17 protein-coding genes are annotated in these 20,947 nt (G+C 71.4%); 14 read left to right on the top strand and 3 right to left on the bottom strand.

Going from position 1 to position 20,947, the window contains the following annotated elements; all coding sequences use genetic code 11:
* Positions 1 to 93: 93 nt before the first annotated feature.
* Positions 94 to 2,286, top strand: coding sequence for a 3-hydroxyacyl-CoA dehydrogenase NAD-binding domain-containing protein (locus tag E4622_RS12255; RefSeq protein WP_134740447.1), 2,193 nt, complete (start codon positions 94 to 96; stop codon positions 2,284 to 2,286).
* Between the two features lie 57 nt (positions 2,287 to 2,343).
* Here the strand turns inward: E4622_RS12255 and E4622_RS12250 are convergent, their stop codons facing one another.
* Positions 2,344 to 2,937, bottom strand: coding sequence for a hypothetical protein (locus tag E4622_RS12250; RefSeq protein ID WP_134740446.1), 594 nt, complete (start codon positions 2,935 to 2,937; stop codon positions 2,344 to 2,346).
* A gap of 29 nt (positions 2,938 to 2,966) precedes the next feature.
* On the opposite strand from E4622_RS12250, the gene E4622_RS12245 reads away from it, so the two are divergent.
* Genes E4622_RS12245 through E4622_RS12230 form a run of 4 tightly spaced genes read left to right on the top strand, consistent with a single transcriptional unit; the run spans position 2,967 to position 6,784 of the window.
* The gene (locus tag E4622_RS12245) at positions 2,967 to 4,223 is read left to right on the top strand and encodes an acyl-CoA dehydrogenase family protein (protein ID WP_134740445.1); all 1,257 of its coding nucleotides are present in this window, start codon (positions 2,967 to 2,969) and stop codon (positions 4,221 to 4,223) included.
* A complete protein-coding gene (locus tag E4622_RS12240) occupies positions 4,220 to 5,017 on the top strand; it encodes an SDR family NAD(P)-dependent oxidoreductase (RefSeq protein WP_134740444.1) in 798 nt (265 codons plus the stop codon). The genes E4622_RS12245 and E4622_RS12240 overlap by 4 nt, the downstream gene beginning before the upstream one ends.
* Positions 5,014 to 6,102 (top strand): phosphotransferase family protein, encoded by a 1,089-nt coding sequence (locus tag E4622_RS12235; protein ID WP_134740443.1) that lies wholly within the window; start codon positions 5,014 to 5,016, stop codon positions 6,100 to 6,102. Before E4622_RS12240 ends, E4622_RS12235 begins: the two co-directional genes overlap by 4 nt.
* 13 nt (positions 6,103 to 6,115) lie before the next feature.
* Positions 6,116 to 6,784 carry a histidine phosphatase family protein gene (locus tag E4622_RS12230; RefSeq protein ID WP_134740442.1) on the top strand — a complete coding sequence of 223 codons (669 nt, stop codon included), beginning with the start codon at positions 6,116 to 6,118 and terminating at the stop codon, positions 6,782 to 6,784.
* Between the two features lie 81 nt (positions 6,785 to 6,865).
* Here E4622_RS12230 and E4622_RS12225 read toward each other — a convergent pair whose 3' ends face one another.
* Positions 6,866 to 7,624 (bottom strand): SDR family oxidoreductase, encoded by a 759-nt coding sequence (locus tag E4622_RS12225; protein ID WP_134740441.1) that lies wholly within the window; start codon positions 7,622 to 7,624, stop codon positions 6,866 to 6,868.
* Positions 7,625 to 7,737: 113 nt separating this feature from the next.
* Here E4622_RS12225 and E4622_RS12220 point away from each other — a divergent pair, with 113 nt between their 5' ends.
* The 9 genes from E4622_RS12220 to E4622_RS12180 all read left to right on the top strand — a co-directional run bounded on the left by E4622_RS12220 (position 7,738) and on the right by E4622_RS12180 (position 20,191).
* A complete protein-coding gene (locus E4622_RS12220) occupies positions 7,738 to 8,352 on the top strand; it encodes a TetR/AcrR family transcriptional regulator (protein ID WP_348536995.1) in 615 nt (204 codons plus the stop codon).
* On the top strand, positions 8,349 to 9,161 hold the full coding sequence (locus E4622_RS12215) for a TIGR03084 family metal-binding protein (protein WP_209021890.1): 813 nt from the start codon (positions 8,349 to 8,351) through the stop codon (positions 9,159 to 9,161). The genes E4622_RS12220 and E4622_RS12215 overlap by 4 nt, the downstream gene beginning before the upstream one ends.
* Positions 9,158 to 10,918: an acyclic terpene utilization AtuA family protein gene (locus E4622_RS12210; protein WP_134740440.1), complete on the top strand. Its 1,761-nt coding sequence runs from the start codon at positions 9,158 to 9,160 to the stop codon at positions 10,916 to 10,918. Before E4622_RS12215 ends, E4622_RS12210 begins: the two co-directional genes overlap by 4 nt.
* The gene (locus tag E4622_RS12205; RefSeq protein WP_134740439.1) at positions 10,915 to 12,054 is read left to right on the top strand and encodes an acyl-CoA dehydrogenase family protein; all 1,140 of its coding nucleotides are present in this window, start codon (positions 10,915 to 10,917) and stop codon (positions 12,052 to 12,054) included. Before E4622_RS12210 ends, E4622_RS12205 begins: the two co-directional genes overlap by 4 nt.
* 76 nt (positions 12,055 to 12,130) lie before the next feature.
* A complete protein-coding gene (locus E4622_RS12200; RefSeq protein WP_134740438.1) occupies positions 12,131 to 13,744 on the top strand; it encodes an acyl-CoA carboxylase subunit beta in 1,614 nt (537 codons plus the stop codon).
* A 121-nt stretch (positions 13,745 to 13,865) separates the two neighbouring features.
* The gene (locus E4622_RS12195; protein ID WP_134740437.1) at positions 13,866 to 15,773 is read left to right on the top strand and encodes a biotin carboxylase N-terminal domain-containing protein; all 1,908 of its coding nucleotides are present in this window, start codon (positions 13,866 to 13,868) and stop codon (positions 15,771 to 15,773) included.
* A complete protein-coding gene (locus tag E4622_RS12190; protein ID WP_134740436.1) occupies positions 15,770 to 16,930 on the top strand; it encodes an acyl-CoA dehydrogenase family protein in 1,161 nt (386 codons plus the stop codon). The genes E4622_RS12195 and E4622_RS12190 overlap by 4 nt, the downstream gene beginning before the upstream one ends.
* A 271-nt stretch (positions 16,931 to 17,201) precedes the next feature.
* The gene (locus E4622_RS12185) at positions 17,202 to 18,752 is read left to right on the top strand and encodes a hypothetical protein (protein WP_134740435.1); all 1,551 of its coding nucleotides are present in this window, start codon (positions 17,202 to 17,204) and stop codon (positions 18,750 to 18,752) included.
* 281 nt (positions 18,753 to 19,033) lie between these two features.
* Positions 19,034 to 20,191 carry a YihY/virulence factor BrkB family protein gene (locus E4622_RS12180; RefSeq protein ID WP_134740434.1) on the top strand — a complete coding sequence of 386 codons (1,158 nt, stop codon included), beginning with the start codon at positions 19,034 to 19,036 and terminating at the stop codon, positions 20,189 to 20,191.
* Here E4622_RS12180 and E4622_RS12175 read toward each other — a convergent pair.
* Positions 20,138 to 20,932, bottom strand: a complete 795-nt coding sequence (locus E4622_RS12175) for a tyrosine-protein phosphatase (protein ID WP_167736058.1) — start codon at positions 20,930 to 20,932, stop codon at positions 20,138 to 20,140. The two genes, E4622_RS12180 and E4622_RS12175, sit on opposite strands and share 54 nt — an antisense overlap.
* Positions 20,933 to 20,947 lie beyond the last annotated feature (15 nt).

The raw sequence follows: 20,947 nt of genomic DNA, 5'->3' as shown, positions 1-20,947 counted from the left end.
GCCGTGACCCGCGTGTCGAGACCCCGTGAGCCGACCGCCGACCGCCACCACCCGCCGTACCCCTGAACTCACCCAGACGAACAGGACCACCAGATGAGCACCACGACCCAGACCGCCGTGCACTACGAGCGCGACGCCGACGGCATCGTCACGCTGACCCTCGACGACCCGACGGCCAGCGCCAACACCATGAACGAGCTCTACATCTCCTCGATGGCCGACGCCGTCGACCGCCTCTACGCCGAGGCCGACGACGTCACCGGCGTCGTCGTGGCCTCGGCGAAGAAGACCTTCTTCGCCGGCGGCAACCTCAAGTCCATGGTGCTGGCGACCAAGGACGACGCCGCCTCGGTGTTCTCGCTCGCCGAGAGCGTCAAGGCCGGCCTGCGCCGCCTGGAGACCTTCCCGCGCCCGGTCGTCGCCGCCATCAACGGCGCCGCGCTCGGCGGCGGCTTCGAGATCGCGCTCGCCACCAACCACCGCATCGTCGTCGACGACTCCTCGGTCAAGCTCGGCCTGCCCGAGTCCAGCCTCGGCCTGCTGCCCGGCGGCGGCGGCGTCACCCGCATCGTGCGCCTGCTCGGCATCCAGTCCGGGCTCATGGACGTGCTGCTCCAGGGCACCCAATTCACCCCGGCCACGGCCAAGGAGAAGGGCCTGGTCGACGAGCTCGTCGCCACCCGCGAGGAGCTCGTCCCCGCCGCGAAGGCGTGGATCAAGGCCAACCCCGAGGCGTCGAAGAACCCCTGGGACGCCCCGGGCTACAAGATGCCCGGCGGCACGCCCAAGTCGCCGGCGCTGGCGGGCTTCCTGCCGGCGTTCCCCGCGCTGCTGCGCAAGCAGACCAAGGGCGCGCTCTACCCCGCCGCCCGGGCGATCCTCAGCGCCGCGGTCGAGGGCGCACAGGTCGACTTCGACACCGCCTCGCGCATCGAGTCGCGCTACCTCACGAACCTGATCGTCAACCAGGGCTCGAAGAACATGATCCAGGCGTTCTTCTTCGACCTGCAGGCCATCAACTCCGGCTCGCTGCGCCCCGACGGCTTCGAGCCGTTCAGGGCCACCAAGGTCGGCGTCCTGGGCGCCGGCATGATGGGCGCCGGCATCGCCTACTCCTGCGCGCGTGCGGGCATGGAGGTCGTCCTCAAGGACGTCGAGCAGGCCAGCGCCGACAAGGGCAAGGCCTACTCCGAGGCGCTGCTGGACAAGGCGATCTCGCGCGGCAAGTCCACCGAGGACAAGAAGGCCGAGCTGCTCGGACGGATCACCGCCACGACCGACCCTGCCGCCCTCGCCGGCTGCGACCTGGTCATCGAGGCCGTCTTCGAGGACCCCTCGCTCAAGCACCAGGTGTTCGCCGAGATCGCGCCGTACGTCAACGCCGACGCGCTCCTGTGCTCCAACACCTCGACGCTGCCGATCACCGAGCTCGCCGAGGGCGTCGACCGTCCGGCCGACTTCATCGGGCTGCACTTCTTCAGCCCGGTCGACAAGATGCCGCTGGTCGAGATCATCAAGGGCAGGGCGACCTCGGACGCCGCGCTGGCCAAGGCCTACGACGTCGTGCAGCAGATCCGCAAGACGCCGATCGTCGTCAACGACAGCCGCGGCTTCTACACCTCGCGCGTCATCGGCTTCATGGTCAACGAGGGCATGGCGATGCTCGCCGAGGGCGTGCAGCCCTGGACGATCGAGCGCGCGACCACGCAGGCCGGCTACCCCGCGCCCGTGCTCCAGCTCTCCGACGAGCTCAACCTCGAGCTCATGGCCAAGATCGCCAAGGCGACCCGCGAGGCCGCCGAGCGCGAGGGCAGCCCGGCCCCCGAGCACCCCGGCACCGCGGTCGTCGACCGGATGCTGGAGGCCGGCCGCGCCGGTCGCCTGCGCGGCGCCGGCTTCTACGACTACGACGAGGCCGGCAAGCGCCAGTCCATCTGGTCGGGCCTGGGCGAGCTGTTCCCCGTCGCCGAGGAGCAGCTCCCGCTCCAGGACGTCAAGGACCGGATGCTCTTCGCCGAGGCGCTCGAGACCGCCAAGTGCTTCGAGGAGGGTGTCATCACCTCTGCGGCGGCGGCCAACATCGGCTCGATCATGGGCATCGGCTTCCCGCCGATGACCGGTGGCGCCGCGCAGTTCATGACCGGCTACGAAGGCACCGACGGCGAGATCGGCCTCAAGGCGTTCGTGAAGCGCGCCGACGAGCTGGCGGCGACGTACGGCGACCGGTTCGCGCCCACCCCGTGGCTGCGCGACCTCGCGGAGACCGGCGGGTCCTTCCCGGCCTGACGCGCACTTCAGATCGCTGGCCCGTCCGACTCGGACGGGCCAGCGGCGTCTCCGGCCTCAGTCGGGCGGCAGCGCCTGCTGGACGCAGGTGAGCTGGGCCTGGCTGAGAGCGGCGACCGCGTCACCGGAGAGGTCGCCCTGGAGCGAGGCGATCGCCGCGGCGCGCTGCTCCTCCTCGCTCAGGGCGTCGCGCAGGCACTCGGTGTACGCCGTCCGGTCGACCTTGCCCTTCGTCGCGGCGACCTGGGCGCGCGTCGACTCCGCGACGAAGTCGGTGCAGGCGAGCTGGGCGTCGACCCACAGCCCGGCACCCTGCTCGTCCAGGACCGGCAGCTCGGCGACCACGGCGCCGGTGTCGTCGAGGATCCCGGCGGCCCGCAGGTCCTCCGGCGTGCTCGCCGCGAGCAGCGCGTCGGCGAAGCACTCGCCGGTGGCGGTGTCCTCGGGCCCCCTGTCGTCACCGACCCACAAGCCGACCAGGCCGTCGCGCAGGGCGGCCTCGTCGACGTCCCCTGAGGTGGCGCCCGACGAGGTGCTGGACGTGGCGGAGGGTGCCGACCGTGGGTCCTCGTCGTCGCCGCCGCCCGAGCAGCCGGTGACGAGCAGCGCCACCAGGGCGGGCGCCGCGAGGGACCGGATCGGGGTCTGCACGCGTGCATCGTCGCACTACTGTGCGGTACGTGGACTTCTCACCGTCACCGCGCGCCGCCGACCTGACCGCCCGCGTCCAGGACTTCATCCGGACCGAGATCGAGCCGGCGGAGGAGGGCTACCACCGCGACCTCGCGCAGGCCCGTCTCACCGGCGACCCGTGGCAGCCGCTGCCGCTGATCGAGGAGCTCAAGACCAAGGCGCGCGAGCGCGGCCTGTGGAACCTCTTCCTGCCCCACGAGCACGCGGGGGAGTACGCCGCCCGGTTCGGCACCGACGGGGGCGAGGGCCTGACCAACGTCGACTACGCCCCGATCGCCGAGCTCAGCGGCCGCTCCGCGCTCACGCCGCTGGTCCTCAACTGCAACGCGCCCGACACCGGCAACATGGAGGTGCTGCTGCGCTACGGCACCGAGGAGCAGCGCCGTGACTGGCTCGAGCCGCTGCTCGACGGCCGCATCCGCTCGGCGTTCACGATGACCGAGCCCGGGGTCGCGTCCTCCGACGCCACCAACATGGAGGCGACCGCGGTCCTCGACGGCGACGAGGTCGTCATCAACGGCCGCAAGTGGTGGTCCACCGGCATCGGCCACCCCGACTGCAAGGTCCTGGTCTTCATGGGGCTCACCGACCCCGACGCCGACCGGCACCACCGGCACTCGATGGTGCTGGTGCCCAAGGACACTCCCGGGGTCAAGGTCGAGCGGATGCTCAGCGTGATGGGCCTCTACGACGAGCCGCTCGGCCACGGCGAGGTGTCCTTCACCGACGTGCGCGTGCCGGTCACGAACATCCTCAGCGGCCCCGGCGCGGCCTTCGGCATCGCGCAGGGCCGGCTCGGCCCGGGTCGGGTCCACCACTGCATGCGGCTCATCGGGTTGGCCGAGATGGCGCTGGAGAAGGCGTGCGAGCGCGGGACCGAGCGGACGGCGTTCGGCAAGCCCCTGGTCAACCTCGGCGGCAACCGCGAGCGCATCGCGGAGGCCCGGATCGCGATCGACCAGGCGCGGCTGCTGGTGCTCAACGCTGCGTGGAAGCTGGACGTCGGCGGCCCGGTCAACGCGCTCTCGGAGGTGTCGCAGATCAAGGTGGCCGTGCCGCGCATGGCCCAGCAGGTCATCGACTTCGCGATGCAGATCCACGGTGGCGGCGGACTGTCGGCGGACTTCCCGCTCGCCGAGGCCTGGACCTCCGCCCGCTCGCTGCGCCTCGCGGACGGCCCCGACGAGGTGCACCTCGGCGTCGTCGCCCGCCTCGAGCTCGGCCGCTACGGGACCAAGCGATGAGCCGGGTGCTCGTCACCGGCGCCGCGTCCGGCCTCGGGGAGGCGCTGTCGGCGGCGTTCGAGGCGCGCGGTGACGAGGTGCTGCGCACGGACGTCAGCTACGAGCGGGGTTTCGAGACAGGCGCTAGCGCGCCTTCCTCAACCTCCGGTGGCTACCGCCTGGACATCACGTCGGACGACGACTGGGCGGCTGCGCTCGCGCACGTGGAGTCCACGTGGGGCGGGTTGGACGTGCTGGTCAACAACGCCGGCGTGGCCGGCGGCGGCCGGCTGGACGTCGCCACCATGGACGAGTGGCAGTGGATCACCGAGATCAACCTCTTCGGCGCGGTCCGCGGGACCCGCACGTTCGTGCCGATGTTCAAGCGCCAGCGCTCCGGGCGGATCGTCAACACCGCCTCGCTCGCCGGGCTCGTGCACCCGGCCGGCATGGCGTCCTACAACGCCAGCAAGGCGGCCGTCGTCGCGCTCACCGAGACGACCGGGCACGAGCTGGCCGCCTATGGCGTGACGGCGCACGTCGTGTGCCCGTCCTACTTCCGCACCAGCCTGATGTCGTCGCTGCGCGGGGCCGACACCGCGCTCGCCGAGGTGATGAGCAAGCTCGTGGACGAGTCGCCGGTCAGCGCCGACGACATCGCGGCGGCCGTCCTCGAGGGCCTCGACCGCGGCGACGAGCTGATCGTGCCGGACCAGGCCGCCCGCGACGCTCACGCGCTCAAGCAGACCGACCGGGCGACGTACGACGTGGTCATGCGGGCCCAGGCGGTCAAGCTCGAGGAGGGCGCGCGGTGAGCGAGCGCGACGACGCCGGCAACCCGGCGAAGGCCGTCCGCGACGAGGACGCCTTCGACGTCGAGGCGGTCGCGGCCTGGCTGCGCGAGCACGCGCTGGCCTTCCGCGAGGACCTCGAAAGGACGCCGGAGGTCCGGCAGTTCCCCGGCGGCGCCTCCAACCTGACCTACCTCCTGCGCTACCCCGCGCGCGACCTCGTGCTGCGCCGCCCGCCGGCCGGGGTGAAGGCCGCCGGGGCGCACGACATGGGCCGGGAGTTCGTGATCCAGCGCGAGCTCGCGCCGCTCTTCCCCTACGTCGCCACGATGGTCGGGCACTGCACCGACGCGAGCGTCATCGGCTCGGACTTCTACGTCATGGAGCGCATCGAGGGCACCATCCCGCGCCGTGACCTGCCCTGGGACCTGCCGCCCGCGGAGGTCTCGCGGCTGTGCGAGAGCGTGCTCGACGTGCTCGTCGCGCTGCACTCCGTCGACGTCACCGCGTCGCCGGAGCTGGCGGCGTACGGGCGCGGCGACGGCTACGTCGACCGCCAGCTCGGCGGCTGGACCAAGCGCTTCGCCGACGCGCGCACCGACGACACCGGCGACTGGTCCGACGTCGTCGCGTGGCTCGAGGCGCACAAGCCGGGCGACGTCGGGCAGCGGATGATCCACAACGACTTCCGCTTCGACAACCTCGTGCTCGACCCGGACGACCCGATGACCGTGGTGGGCGTGCTCGACTGGGAGATGGCCACCGTCGGCGACCCGCTGATGGACCTCGGCGGGATGCTGTCCTACTGGGTGGAGGCCGGGGACGACGAGTTCTTGCAGATGTTCCGCCGCCAGCCCACGACCGCGCCGGGCATGTGGACGCGCGCGGAGGTGGTGGCGCACTACTGCGAGCGGATGGGCTTCGAGATGACGCCCGAGCGCTGGCGCTTCTACGAGGTCTTCGGGCTGTTCCGGCTCGCCGTGATCGCCCAGCAGATCTGGTACCGCTACTTCCACGGGCAGACCACCAACGAGCAGTACGCCGTGTTCGGCCCGGCGGTCGGCTACCTCGAGACCCGCTGCCGCGGGCTCGTCGCCGCGGCCGAATGACGGGCTACCGCTGATGGGGCAGGTCCTGCTGGTCCGCCACGGCCAGGCGTCGTTCGGCGCCGCCGACTACGACGTGCTGTCCGAGACCGGCTGGGCGCAGGGGCGCCTGCTCGGCGCGGCGCTCGCCGCCCAGGGCGTCACGCCGAGCGCGATGGTGCGCGGCGACATGCGCCGGCACCGCGAGACCGCGGAGGCGATGGCCGACGGAGCCGGCTGGCGTGACGTCCCGAGCTCGGTGGACGCCGGGTGGGACGAGTTCGACCACGTGGGGCTGGTCGCCGCCCACCGAGGGGACGCTCCCGCGGAGCTGGACCGCCGTACGTTCCAGGAGGTGTTCGAGCGGGCCACCGCCCGGTGGACCGCGGGGGAGGACGACGGCTTCCCGGAGTCCTACGCCGCCTTCGTCGCCCGGGTGAGGGGCTCACTGGGGGGCGCGGCCGCGGACGCCGGGCCCGGCCGCACGATCGTCGTGGTGAGCTCCGGCGGCACGATCGCGGTCGTCGTCGCCGCCCTGCTCGCCCCCGCGGACGACCCCGCCGCGATCGCCCACCTCTGGTCCCGCCTCAACACGGTCACGGTCAACTCCTCCCTCACCCGCGTCATGGTCGGCTCGACCGGCTCCCGCCTCCTCACCTTCAACGAGCACGCCCACCTCCCCGCGGACCTCCTCACCTACCGCTGACGTCGGGGTAGTCCCTAACAGATTCGTGGTCTTCCAGCCGGGAACACCACGAATTTGTTAGGGACTACCCCGCCGTGGCCGCTACATGAGGCGCTTGAGGACCGGCAGCGGTGCGTGCTTCATGAGGAGGGAGAGGGGGGCCCAGGGCAGCGCGGGGACGCAGGCGTCGGCGACCTGCTTCTCGATCGCGGAGACCATCGAGCGCACGCCCTTCTCGGTGGACGTCATGAGGAGCGCCTTGTCGGCCACGGCGTCGTTCATCTCCGAGGCGATGTAGCCGGGGTAGAGGACCGTGACCTTGAGGCGCTTGCCCAGCGGCTTGCCGTAGAGCTCGTTGCGGATCCCCTCGGCGAGCATCGCCGCGCCGGCCTTGGTGGCGGCGTACGTCGTCATCGACTTGGGCATCCCGCGCAGGGCCGACATCGAGGAGACCATCACCAGGTGGCCGTGCTCCTGGTCGCGGAAGATCTCCATCGCGGCCTCGGTCTGCGCGAGGGCGGCGACGAAGTTGGTCATCGCGGTCTCCCGGTTCGCGTCGAACCGGCCGGTGCCGAGCGCGGCGCCCTTGCCGAGCCCGGCGTTGACGATCACCCGGTCGAGGGTGCCGAAGTCGGCGCGGAACGCGCGGAAGACCTCGAAGACCTGCTCGTCGTCGGTCACGTCCAGCGCCCGGAGCACCACCCGGCGCTCGGGGTGGGCGGCGGCGATCTCGTCGCGCAGCTCCTCGAGCCGCTCCACACGACGGGCGCACAGGGCGAGGTCGTGGCCCTTCGCGGCGAACTGGCGCGCCATCTCGGCGCCGAGGCCGGAGGACGCTCCGGTGATCAGGATCGTGGGCATGGACGGGATTGTGTCCTACGGCTCGGCCCTTGCTGCCACCCGTGGCGGTCCCCCGTCACCCGGGACTAAAAGTCAGGCTTGACTGTTTGTTCGGTTCGCGGCATGCTCGCCACGTGACCACCGGACCCGCCACGCGCGTCCCCCAGGAGCAGCGCACCCGGGTGATGCGGGCCCGCCTGCTGCAGGCCACGGTCGAGGTGCTCGTCGAGCGGGGCTTCGGCGGCACCACCACGACGCTGGTGTCGCAGCGGGCCGGCGTGAGCCGCGGCGCGCAGCTGCACCACTTCCCGACCAAGAACGACCTCGTGGTCGCCGCGGTAGAGCACCTGACCGAGGTGCGCGGTGCCGAGCTCGCCGCGGCCGCCTCCCGCCTGCCGCGAGGCGAGCGGCGCACTCGCGCGGTGCTGACGATGCTCGGCGACCACTTCACCTCGCCGGTCTTCACGGCGGCCCTGGAGCTCTGGGTCGCGGCGCGCACCGACAAGACCCTCCTGGACGCCGTGGCGCCGCTGGAGCAGCGGGTCGGCCGCGAGGTGCACCGCCTCACGGTCGAGCTTCTCGGGGCCGACGAGTCGCGCCCGGGCACGCGCGAGCTCATCCAGGCGACCCTCGACCTGGTGCGCGGCCTCGGCCTCGCCGACACGATCACCGACGACGCCCGCCGCCGCGCGGGGATCCTCGACCAGTGGGCCCTGACCCTCGACGCCGCCCTGAAGGAGACCCCGTGAGCCAGCTGCTCGAGGACCTGCTCGCCGATCTCGACGCCGAGACCGACCGGCTGTGGAACGCCGTCGCCGGGCTCGACGCCTCCGACCGGGGTGGCTGGGCCACGCCCACCCCGGCCGCGGGCTGGAGCGTCGCCACGCAGGTCGCGCACCTGCTGTGGACCGACGAGACCGCCACGGCCGCCGCGCGCTCGCTGGTCGGTCCCGAGGGCAAGCAGGCTTGGGACGACCTCGTCCTGGAGGCCATCGCCGACCCCACCGGGTACGTCGACACGGCGGCCCACGAGGTCGCCCGGCTGGCCCCCACGGCGCTGCTCGCGCGCTGGGGCAAGGCCCGCACCGAGCTCGCCGAGGCGCTGCGCGAGCTCGCGGACGGGCAGAAGATGCCGTGGTTCGGCCCGCCGATGTCGGCGACCTCCATGGCGACGGCCCGTTTCATGGAGACCTGGGCCCACGCCCTCGACGTCTACCAGGCCCTCGGCACCGAGCCCGAGGTCACCGACCGGATCCGCCACGTGGCCCACATCGGCGTGCGCACCCGCGGGTTCTCGTTCGCGAGCAACGGACTCGAGCCGCCGGCCGACGAGCCGCGCGTCGAGCTCACGTCGCCGTCCGGCGAGCTCTGGACGTGGGGTCCCGAGGACGCGGCACAGCGGGTGACCGGTCCGGCGTACGACTTCTGCCTGCTGGTCACCCAGCGCGTCCACCGCGACGACACCGCCCTGGTGGCGCAGGGTGACGACGCCGAGCGGTGGCTGGGGATCGCACAGTGCTTCGCGGGACCTCCCGGCGAGGGTCGGGCGCGCCGATGACCGCGGCGAGCGGCGCGACCGCGCCGGTGCTGCGCATCGGCAACTGCTCCGGCTTCTACGGCGACCGGCTGGCCGCCATGCGCGAGATGCTCGAGGGCGCCCGGGACGGTCACGGCCTCGACGTCCTCACCGGCGACTACCTCGCCGAGCTGACCATGCTGATCCTGGGCCGCGACACGATGAAGGACCCCTCGCTCGGCTACGCCCGGACCTTCGTGCGTCAGCTGGAGGACTGCCTGGGGCTCGCCCTCGAGCAGGGCGTGACGATCGTCAGCAACGCCGGCGGCCTCAACCCCGCGGGCCTGGCCGACCGGCTGCGCGAGGTCGCGAAGGGCCTCGGCCTGGACCCCGCGATCGCCCACGTCGAGGGCGACGACCTGCGCTCGCGCGCCGCGGAGGTGGGCCTGAGCGAGGGCGCCCTCACCGCCAACGCCTACCTCGGCGGCTTCGGCATCGCCGCCGCGCTGCGCCAGGGCGCCGACGTCGTCGTGACCGGCCGTGTCACCGACGCCTCGCTGGTCGTGGGCCCGGCCGTCGCGCACTTCGGCTGGACGCCGACGTCCTACGACGAGCTGGCCGGCGCCGTCGTGGCGGGCCACGTGCTCGAGTGCGGCACCCAGGCCACGGGAGGCAACTTCTCCGGTTTCCGCACGCTGTCCCACACCGGGCGCCCGCTGGGCTTCCCGCTCGCCGAGATCGCCGCCGACGGCTCCTGCGTCGTCACGAAGCAGGACGGCACCGGCGGCGCGGTCACGGTCGACACCGTCACCGCGCAGCTGGTCTACGAGATCCAGAGCACCCGCTACCTCAACCCCGACGTGGTCACCGACCTCGCCTCGGTGCGCCTGGCGCAGGAGGGCCCGGACCGGGTCGCGATCAGCGGCGTCACCGGTGCGGCGCCGCCCGAGCGGCTCAAGGTCTGCGTCAACACGCTCGGCGGCTTCCGCAACTCCCTCGAGCTGGTGCTCACCGGCCTGGACATCGATGCCAAGGCCGACTGGGTGCGCGCCCAGCTGGAGCCCTCGCTCACGGCCACGACGGTCAGCTGGACCCGCACCGCCCTGCCCGCCGGCGACTCCGACACCCAGGAGGGCGCCTCCTGCCTGCTGCGGTGCACCGTCCTGGACCCCGAGGCCGGCCCGGTCGCCAAGGCGTTCACCGGCCCCGCGGTCGAGCTGGCCCTGGCGTCGTACCCCGGCTTCACGATGACCGCGCCGCCCGGACCGCCGACGCCCTACGGCATCTACCGGCCCGAGTACGTCGACCGCTCGGCCGTCACCCACACCGTCGTCCACGCCGACGGCAGCCGCGAGGTCGTGCCGGACCCGACGGACTTCTCGGGCGCCGACGCCGCCGACGGCCTGCGGCCCTCGCCGTACCCCGCGCCGGTCGACTCCCTCACGCGCCGCGCCCCGCTCGGCTCCTTCGTGCACGCCCGCTCCGGCGACAAGGGCGGCGACGCCAACCTCGGCCTCTGGGTGGCGCACGACGACACCGTCGATGCCGACAAGCACGCCGCCCGCGTCACGTGGCTGGCCAAGTTCATGAGCCCGCGCAAGGTCCGCGAGCTGGTCCCCGAGGCGCGCGACCTCGACGTCGAGGTCTACGTGCTGCCGCACCTGGGCGCCGTCAACGTGCTCATCCGCGGCCTGCTCGGCGAGGGCGTCGCCGCCTCAACGCGCTTCGACCCCCAGGCCAAGGGCCTGGGCGAGTGGGTCCGCTCACGCATCGTGCACGTCCAGGAGGGGTTGCTGTGACGACCGCCGAGCCGAGGTCCGAGCTCCGGGCGCTGGGCACCGAGTTCACCCGCCGCGAGGTCGAGCCCCACCTCCAGTCGTGGGAGGACGCCGGGTCGATCCCGCGCGAGCTGCACGTGGCGGCGGCGCGCCAGGGCCTGCTCGGGATCTCGTTCCCCGAGTCGGTGGGCGGCGAGGGCGGCGACCTGCTCGACACCGTCGCGCTGCAGGAGGCGATGCTCGCCGCCGGTGCCTCGAGCGGCCTGATGGCCGGGCTCTTCACCCACGGCATCGCACTGCCCCACCTCGCGGCCCACGGCTCGCCCGACCTCGTCGACCGCTACGTCCGGCCCACGCTGGCCGGGGAGCTGATCGGCGCGCTCGCGATCACCGAGCCCGGCGGCGGCTCCGACGTCGGCAACCTGCGGACGACCGCCGTGCGCGACGGCGAGCACTACGTCGTCAACGGCGCCAAGACCTTCATCACCAGCGGGGTGCGCGCCGACTTCGTCACGACGGCCGTGCGCACCGGCGGGCCGGGCGCGGGGGGCGTCAGCCTGCTGGTCGTCGACAAGGGCGCGCCGGGCTTCGTCGTCGACCGGGGGCTGGCCAAGATGGGCTGGCACTGCTCCGACACCGCCGAGCTGTCGTTCACCGACGTGCGGGTGCCGGTCGGCAACCTGGTCGGCGAGCAGGACGCCGGCTTCTGGTACATCGCCGAGCAGTTCGTCGTCGAGCGGATGGCGCTGGCGGTCCACGGCTACGGCATCGCCGCCCGCTCGCTGGCGCTGACCGCCGCCTACTGCCGCGATCGCGAGACCTTCGGGCAGCCGCTGGCCTCGCGCCAGGTGGTGCGCCACAAGCTCGTCGAGATGCACCGTCGCGTGGAGGTCGCCCGTGCCTACACCCACGCCGTCGCCGCCCGCCACGTCGCCGGCGAGAGCGTCATCGCCGAGGCCTGCCTGGCCAAGCAGACCGCCTGCGACGCCGCGACGTACGTCTGCGACGAGGCGGTCCAGCTGCACGGTGGCACGGGCTACATGCACGGGACCGAGGTCGAGCGGCACTACCGCGACGCCCGGCTCCTGCCCATCGGCGGCGGTGCCACCGAGGTCCTCACCGACCTCGCCGCGAAGCTCTTGGGCTACGCCTCGTGAGGCCGCACGCACGTCACCGGGTTTCGAGGCTCGTCGCTGGCGCTCCTCGCACCTCAACCACCGAGGAGGACCGCTCATGAGCAACCGCGAGGCGATGCTCGAGAAGATCGAGGCGCTCGACGCCGAGCACGCGAAGGCGGTGGCGGGCGGCGGCGACAAGTCCGTCGCGCGCCACCACGGCCGCGGCAAGCTGATGCCGCGCGAGCGCATCGAGCTGCTCGTCGACGAGGGCTCGGCGTTCCTCGAGCTGAGCCCGCTGGCCGGCTGGGGCTCCGACTTCACCGTCGGCGCCAGCGTCGTGACCGGCATCGGGGTGATCGAGGGCGTCGAGTGCATGATCACCGCCAACGACCCCTCGGTGAAGGGCGGCGCCTCCAACCCCTGGACGGTGAAGAAGATCTTCCGCGCCGCGCAGATCGCCCAGGAGAACGGGCTCCCGAGCGTCGCGCTCGTGGAGTCCGGCGGCGCGGACCTGCCGACGCAGAAGGAGATCTTCATCCCCGGGGGCAAGCTCTTCCGCGACATCACCCGCGCCAGCGCCCGCAAGGAGCCGACCATCGCGCTGGTGTTCGGCAACTCCACGGCCGGCGGCGCCTACGTGCCCGGCATGAGCGACTACACGGTGATGGTCCGCGAGCAGGCCAAGGTCTTCCTCGGTGGCCCGCCGCTGGTGAAGATGGCCACGGGTGAGGAGTCCGACGACGAGTCGCTGGGCGGCGCCGAGATGCACGCGCGCACCTCCGGCCTCGCCGACTACCTCGCCGAGGATGAGCACGACGCGATCCGCCTCGGGCGCCGCATCGTCGCCCGGCTCAACTGGAGGAAGGCGCGGACCTCACCGGGTTTCGAGACAGGCGCTAGCGCGCCTTCCTCGACCCACGGGGGGACGGGCTACGCCGAGCCGGACGCCGACCCCGACGGCCTGCTCGACCTGATCCCGACCGACCTCAAGGAGCCGTTCGACCCTCGCGAGGTGATCGCCCGGATCTGTGACGGCGTCAGCGAGACCAACGGACAGGTGTTCGACGAGTTCAAGCCGCTCTACGGCACCTCGCTGGTGACCGGGTGGGCCCGGCTGCACGGGCACCCGATCGGGATCCTGGCCAACGCCCAGGGCGTGCTGTTCTCGGAGGAGGCGCAGAAGGCGACGCAGTTCGTGCAGCTGGCCAACCAGACCGACACGCCCCTGCTCTTCCTGCACAACACCACCGGCTACATGGTCGGCAAGGACTACGAGCAGGGCGGCATCATCAAGCACGGCGCGATGATGATCAACGCCATCAGCAACTCCACCGTGCCGCACCTGACGGTGATCATGGGCGCGTCCTACGGCGCCGGCAACTACGGCATGAACGGCCGCGCCTTCGACCCGCGCTTCCTCTTCACCTGGCCCTCCGCCAAGTCCGCGGTCATGGGGCCGGCCCAGCTCGCCGGCGTGCTCGAGATCGTGGCCCAGCAGTCGGCGGAGTCCAAGGGCCAGGAGTTCGACGCCGAGGGCTTCCAGGGCATCAAGCAGCTCGTCGAGGCCCAGGTCGAGGAGCAGTCCCTGCCCTACTTCCTCTCCGGGATGCTCTACGACGACGGGGTCATCGACCCCCGCGACACCCGCACCGTCCTGGGCATCTGCCTGTCCGTGATCGACAACCTCCCCTTCCAGGGCACCGACCGGTTCGGAGTGTTCCGCCCATGATCAAGCGAGCAGCGCCGTGCGAGGGACGAGCACGTCGCGTCAGCGAGACGAGGTTGAGCAAGCCCTGCGACCGAGGCACGAGGTCGCAACGGGCGCGTCGAAACCCAGCGAGAGGTACGACATGATCAGCAGAGTATTGGTCGCCAACCGTGCCGAGATCGCGAGCCGGGTGTTCCGCACCTGCCGCGACCTCGGCATCGAGACCGTGGCGCTCCACTCCGACGCCGACGCCGACCTGCCCTACGTCCGCGAGGCCACCGTCGCGGTGCGCCTGCCGGGCAACGCGCCGGCCGACACCTACCTGCGCTCCGACCTGGTGCTCGAGGCGGCACGCCTCACCGGTGCCGACGCGATCCACCCCGGCTACGGGTTCCTCTCGGAGAACGCCGACTTCGCGCAGGCCGTGCTCGACGCCGGGCGCACGTGGATCGGCCCCGCGCCCGACTCGATCCGCCGCATGGGCTCCAAGATCGAGTCGAAGCTGCTGATGGAGGCCGCCGGCGTGCCGGTGCTGCGCAACCTCACCGTCGACGACGCCACCGAGGCCGACCTGCCGCTGATCGTGAAGGCGTCGGCCGGGGGCGGTGGCCGCGGCATGCGCGTCGTGCGCGAGCTCGCCGACCTGCCGCGCGAGATCGAGGCCGCGCGCCAGGAGGCCTCCTCCGCGTTCGGCGACGGCACCGTCTTCGTCGAGTCCTACGTCGAGCGCGGTCGCCACGTCGAGGTCCAGGTCGTCGGCCACCGCGACGGCGTGCTGGTGCTGGGCGAGCGCGACTGCTCGATCCAGCGCCGCCACCAGAAGGTCGTCGAGGAGGCGCCCGCGCCCGACCTCGACCCGGCCGTCGTGGCCCAGCTGCACGACGCGGCCCGCGCCGCGGGCGAGGCGATCGGCTACGTCGGCGCCGGCACCGTGGAGTTCCTCTACGACACCGCCACCGAGCGCTTCTTCTTCCTCGAGATGAACACCCGCCTCCAGGTCGAGCACCCCGTCACCGAGGAGGTGTGGGGCGTCGACCTGGTCGAGCTCCAGCTCGCGGTCGCTGAGACCGGCGTGCTGCCGGCGGGCGACTGGGCGCCGCAGGGCCACGCGATCGAGGTGCGCCTCTACGCCGAGGACCCGGCTGCCGGCTACCAGCCGCAGAGCGGCACCCTGACGGCGTTCGAGATCCCGGCCGGCCCGGGGATCCGCGTGGAGTCGGGCTTCGCGTCCGGCAGCGAGGTCTCCACCCACTACGACGCGATGCTGGCCAAGGTGATCGCGGTGGCACCGACCCGCGCGGCCGCGGCCCGACGGCTCGCCGGCGCGCTCGACGGGGCTCGCATCCACGGGCTCACGACCAACCGCGACCTGCTGGTCCGCATCCTGCGCGAGCGGTCGTTCCTCGACGGGCAGGTCAGCACCGACTTCCTCGAGCGCACCTCCGTCGTGGAGGCCGGTGAACCGGCGGCGCCGCACCGTCACCTCCAGGTCGCCGCCGCGCTGGCGCTGGCCGAGGACGCGCGGGAGCGGCGCACCGTCCAGCGCGGCGTGCCGGTCGCCTGGCGCAACGTCGTGTCGCAGCCCCAGGTCACCCGGTTCGGCGACCACGAGGTCAGCTGGCTCGGCGGCCGCGACGGCTACCAGGTCGACGGCCTCACGGTGCTCGTCGCCGGTAGCCACGAGGTGACGTTGGAGGAGCAGGGGGTCGCGTCGACGTACGCCGTGCGGGTCGACGGCGGCGCCGTCGAGGTCGACGGTCCGCTGGGTCACGCCCGGCTCGTGCGGACCCCGCGCTTCGTCGACCCGGCTGAGCAGGTGGCCAGCGGCAGCCTGCTGGCGCCGATGCCGGGCACCGTCGTCCGGGTCGCCGTCGAGCCGGGCGCGAGCGTCGCCACGGGCGACCCGGTCCTGGTCCTCGAGGCCATGAAGATGCAGCACACCGTGAGCGCGCCGCACGACGGCACGGTCACCGAGATCCACGTCCAGCCAGGCACCCAGGTCGCCGCCGGCGAGGTCCTCGCCGTCGTCGAGACAGGAGAAGAAGCATGACCACGTTCACGGAGACCGAGGAGCGCCAGGAGCTGCGGGCGGCGGTGCGCAGGCTCGCCTCGAAGTACGGCCGCGACTGGTTCACCGAGAAGGCGCGCTCGGGTGGGAAGACCACCGACCTGTGGCTGGAGATCGGCAAGAACGGCTACCTCGGGATCAACATCCCCGAGCAGTACGGCGGCGGGGGCGGCGGGATCGGCGACATCGCGGCGGTCTGCGAGGAGCTCTCCGCGCAGGGCTGCCCGCTGCTGCTGATGGTCGTCAGCCCGGCGATCTGCGGCACGATCATCAGCCGCTACGGCACCGAGGAGCAGAAGCAGCGCTGGCTGCCCGGGCTGTGCGACGGCACCGGCACGATGGCGTTCGCCATCACCGAGCCCGACGCCGGCACCAACACCCACAACATCACCACCACCGCGCGCCGCGACGGCGACGGCTGGGTGCTCAACGGACGCAAGATCTACATCTCGGGCGTCGACGAGGCCGACAACGTCCTGGTGGTCGCGCGCGCCGAGGACGCCAAGACCGGCAAGCTCAAGCCGTGCCTGTTCGTGGTGCCCACCGACGCGCCGGGGCTGGAGGCAAAGGCGATCGCGATGGAGATCGTCAGCCCCGAGCTGCAGTTCCAGGTGTTCCTCGACGACGTCCGGCTCCCGGCCGACGCCCTCGTGGGCGACGAGGACGGCGGGCTCGTGCAGCTCTTCGCCGGCCTCAACCCCGAGCGCATCATGGCGGCGGCGTTCTCGACCGGCCTGGCGCGCTACGCGCTGGACAAGGCGACGGCGTACGCCAAGGAGCGGGTCGTCTTCAAGACCCCGATCGGCGCCCACCAGGCCGTCGCGCACCCGCTGGCGCAGTCGCACATCGAGATCGAGCTGGCCCGGCTGATGACGCAGAAGGCCGCGGCCCTCTACGACGCCGGCGACGACCTGGGGGCCGGCGAGGCCGCCAACATGGCCAAGTACGCCGCCGCCGAGGCCGCCTGCGACGCCGCCGACCGGGCCGTGCAGACCCACGGCGGCAACGGCATCACGCAGGAGTACGGCATGGCCGGCCTCCTCGTCGCCACCCGCGCCGGTCGGATCGCCCCCGTCAGCCGCGAGATGATCCTCAACTTCGTCTCGATGCACTCGCTGGGGCTGCCGAAGTCCTACTGAGCCGCCGTTGGCCTAGCATCCCACTCCCACCAGCTCTATTGCCGGCGAACGTGATCATGGCCAGCAAATTCAGGCGCTAGTTCGTTCCGCCGGCCGATCCGCCCAACAGCCGACAATAGTTCTAAGCGGAGGCCACGGTCGCTGGAAGCGGAGCCCTGAAGCGGAGGAGTGCCATGATCTCCTTATGCGTTCCCGGGCCACTTCGAACGTTCCTTTTCACACTCCGTTTGCGGTACACCCAGCTCAGATCGGAAGTACCTTCCCTACCAGGGTGGGAGGCGTCAAGGTCGAGGTTCGCCTTCTCAGGACGTCTCCGCTGGCCATACCCGCCGATATCCCCATGCCGGGCGTGGACAGGCCGGAGGATGGTCTTGCTTCGACTGGTTGGCGGCGGCAAGTGGCCGTGCTGCAACCTCCAAACTATGCGAAAAGTGTCTACACGGACTCCTGCCGTCTCTACTACTGGCTTGACCCTGACAATCCCGCGGCGGTTGTTGATGCAGTCGATCAGGGCCTTCATCGCTGGCTGAAAATTGTCGAGAACTGGGCTGACCTTTTTCGCGCCTCCGCGGGTCCCCAAATCGACTGGATTGGTCGGCCTATGGCCGTCGGCAGGTTCCGCACTCGAGATGGCATGAGGACGCAGTTGCCTGCCAGCGGAACGATCACTCCGGAGGTCAAACAACAGCCTCTTCCCATGGGAAACTTGCTGCTCGCTTTCACCTTGCGACAGGCAGCAGCCCTAGCCGACGTGCCTCTCCCCTGGCAGCTCATCAGGCAAGCCGACCGCGCTGCCTCAAGAAGAGAGGCCCGAGTTGTCGCTTCTGAGGCTGGTGCCGCGGCCGAGGCGGTGTTTTCTCAGTTGCTAGACGGCCTGGCTACGTCTGGCGACGGTCAAAGTACGGGCGACCGACTGACCCTTGGCCAGAAGATCGCGAAGTTCGAGACAGAAGGAGGTTTACTTCCGGGAGGACTCACCTTCCGGCAGTTGCGAGAGGAACTCCTCAAGGCACGAAACTCCGCCATACATGGACGCCAAGTAGGCGGCGAGGACGCTTCGCGAGCGCTTGAGCATGCGCGAACTCTGGCCGCTGCCGCGTTCCCGCTCCCTGCCTATGAGAATGCTGACCCCGTGGACCGAGCTGGCATTGATGTTCTTGACTCCAGCGAATCAGCGCTCGAACTGTTTGCAACCGGGTTTGCCCTCGCCTCGAAGGGTGAGGCCGCGGCCCACGTCGTGATGGCAGCCGCGGCGCAACAGGGAAGCGGGGACGCGGCGATGTGGGTAGCCAATGACTGGCTGGACGGCACCCTCGTCCTGAGCGAGGGGGAGGACGAGGATGGCCAAGACGAGCGACGTGAAGATGATGACGACAGTGACTTCGGTGATGAGGGTGGCAGTGACTTTCTTCTAGAGCTGCTGGAAGCGATGACCAAGACTCGGGGCATGGACATAGAGGGCGTCGGACAGGCGCACCTGCTTCGAGGGCACATCTTTCGTTCCCTTGGACAGGGGCGGCGGGCTGTGCGCGAGTTCCGAAGGGCCCAACGGTGTGGCGTCGAAGGTGTAGCGGTTGCGCTGTGGTCACGAAGGAGATCGGTGCGAATCTTCCGATCCATCGCGTCCCTAACCTCGGGGGCGTGGGTGGCAGGCGAGCGTGCGCTGGCACAGGACGAGCGCTGGACGCTCGAGGACCTACAGGGAGAGGAAAGTCCACCAGGACCCACAAGTAGTTGGATTTACGATCCGACGGGCTGGTTCGGACCTAATACTGAAGCAGAACGTCGCCCACCCGAAGCGCAGGGGCCAGCGAGCACTTGAGATCTAATCGGGCAGTGCAGGTCATCCGCGGCGATGGGCCACTAAGCATCCCGAGAAGGTCCGGACCGGACGCTTTGTCCCTCCTCAGGGGCAGGGGTTTAGCTAGGCCATCTAGCGCCTCGCGAAACTACTTCAGGCACACGGGTGGTCTCGAGGCTCGTCGCTGGCGCTCCTCGCGCCTCGACCACCGAGGCGTTGGTGGCGCCGGGGTTTCGAGACGGGACTTCGTCCCTCCTCAACCTCCGGGGCGTCGCGGGGGTCGCACCAGTACCGTGAGGCCTGTGGCCAACGTCGTCGGGAAGGTCGACCGCACGCAGCGGCGGTTCCGGGTGCTGGGCGTCCCGATCGCGACGATCTACAAGTTCTTCGACGACCAGGGCAACTACCTGTCGGCGGCGCTGACCTACTACGCCTTCGTCGCGATCTTCCCGCTGCTGCTGCTGGCGACCTCGATCTTCGGCTTCATCCTCCAGGGCAACCCCGAGCTGCAGGAGGAGGTGCTCAACTCCGCGCTGAGCAACTTCCCGATCATCGGCGACCAGCTGGGGCGGCCCGAGGGGCTGCGCGGCTCGACCGGCGCGGTGGTGGTCGGCGCGCTCGCGGCGATGTACGGCTGCCTGGGCCTCGGCATGGCGGCGCAGAACACCATGGCGACGGCGTACGCCGTGCCGCGCAACAGCCGGCCCAATCCGTTCCTGCTGCGGTTCAAGAGCCTGGCCCTGCTGGCGGCGGCGGGCATCGCGGTGCTGGTGCTGTCGGCGGTCGGGGTGCTCGGGAGCAACGCCGAGAACTTCGGCGCCGAGATCAACACCACGATCCGCTGGGTGATCCTCGCCGGGACCGTCGTGGTGGTGGGGCTGGTCCTGACCCTGCTGTTCCGCCTGGCCTCCCCGCGTCGCGACCACTTCCTGCGCACGGCGCCGGGGGCGTTCCTCGTCGCGATCGGCTGGCAGGCGCTGCAGCACCTCGGGACGGTCTACGCCACCAACGTGCTGGGCGGCACCAGCTCCATGAACAAGACCTTCGGCCTGGTCCTCGGCCTGATCGGGCTCATCTACATCGCCGCCGTCATCGGCGTGCTCGGGGTGGAGCTCAACGTCGTGCTCTCGCAGCGGCTGTGGCCGCGCGCCCTGCTGACGCCGTTCACGGACGCGGTCGACCTCACCGAGGCCGACCGCCGGGTCTACGCGATGTACGCGCAGATGCAGCGGCACAAGGGCTTCGAGACCGTGAGCGTCCGGTTCGACGGCCGCGACGGCGACACCCACGAGATCGTCCTGGACGGCCACGAGAAGGACGGCCGCAGCGCGCGCACGCAGAGCATCCCCGCCCAGAGCGTCAGCGCCCAGCTGAGCGACCAGCTCGACGGCCCGCTGGACGACCCCCTAGACGACGAGGCGAGCCCGCAGGGCGGTCAGGGTGTCGGGACCAAGCCCTAGCCCGTCGGCGAGGTAGCCGTCGAGGGAGCCGTACGTCGCGTCGGCGGCGTCGTAGGCCTGCTGGAGGTAGTCCGCGTCCGCGACCATGACGGTCTCGTAGACGTCGACCTTCTCCTCGCCGAGGTGCTCGCGGACCATGCCGAGGTACTTGGTGCGCGTGGCCGAGGAGATCGTGTTGGTGAGGAGGTAGTCCTCGAGCACCGTCGCGCGGTCGACGCCGGCGACGTGGAGCAGCAGCGCCGAGGCCCAGCCGGTGCGGTCCTTGCCGGCGGTGCAGTGGAAGAGCTGGGGGGCGTCCCCGGCGGCGACCTCGCGCAGCAGGGTGCTGAACGCCTCGCGGCCGCCCTCCTTCTCGACGAACCCGCGGTAGACCTCGCCCATGACGGCGAGGCCCTGCTCGCGCGACTCCAGGGTCGTCACGGTGTCCATGGGGATGCCCTTGACCTCGACGTGGCGCCAGGTGGCACCCGGCACCGGCGCGTCCGGGTGGGCCTCCACCTCGTGGCTGTCGCGCAGGTCGAAGATCGCCGTGATCCCCAAGCGGGCCAGGGCGTCGGCGTCCTCGTCGGTGAGGGTCAGCTCGTTGGAGCGGAAGAGCACGCCGCGCCGCAGCGCGCCGCCGTCGGCGGTGGCGTAGCCGGGGCCCGCGACGTCGCGGAAGTTGTCGGCGGACGCGAGGCGGACGAGCTCCTCGCCCAGCCCCTCGTCGGTGGCGGCGGGCAGGGTGTCGTCGGAGGTCACGAGTCGCAGGATACG

The organism is Nocardioides sp. 503 (genome assembly GCF_004522095.1).
Lineage (GTDB): Bacteria > Actinomycetota > Actinomycetes > Propionibacteriales > Nocardioidaceae > Nocardioides.
The sequence above is the reverse complement of the archived record's forward strand: the minus strand, read 5'-3'. Positions and strand labels throughout refer to the sequence as shown.

Coding starts and splice junctions, on each gene's coding strand:
- E4622_RS12200 (WP_134740438.1), top strand. CDS start 12,131: ATGAGCAACCGCGAGGCGATGCTCGAGAAGATCGAGGCGCTCGACGCC.
- E4622_RS12190 (WP_134740436.1), top strand. CDS start 15,770: ATGACCACGTTCACGGAGACCGAGGAGCGCCAGGAGCTGCGGGCGGCG.
- E4622_RS12210 (WP_134740440.1), top strand. CDS start 9,158: ATGACCGCGGCGAGCGGCGCGACCGCGCCGGTGCTGCGCATCGGCAAC.
- E4622_RS12225 (WP_134740441.1), bottom strand. CDS start 7,624: ATGCCCACGATCCTGATCACCGGAGCGTCCTCCGGCCTCGGCGCCGAG.
- E4622_RS12195 (WP_134740437.1), top strand. CDS start 13,866: ATGATCAGCAGAGTATTGGTCGCCAACCGTGCCGAGATCGCGAGCCGG.
- E4622_RS12255 (WP_134740447.1), top strand. CDS start 94: ATGAGCACCACGACCCAGACCGCCGTGCACTACGAGCGCGACGCCGAC.
- E4622_RS12240 (WP_134740444.1), top strand. CDS start 4,220: ATGAGCCGGGTGCTCGTCACCGGCGCCGCGTCCGGCCTCGGGGAGGCG.
- E4622_RS12230 (WP_134740442.1), top strand. CDS start 6,116: ATGGGGCAGGTCCTGCTGGTCCGCCACGGCCAGGCGTCGTTCGGCGCC.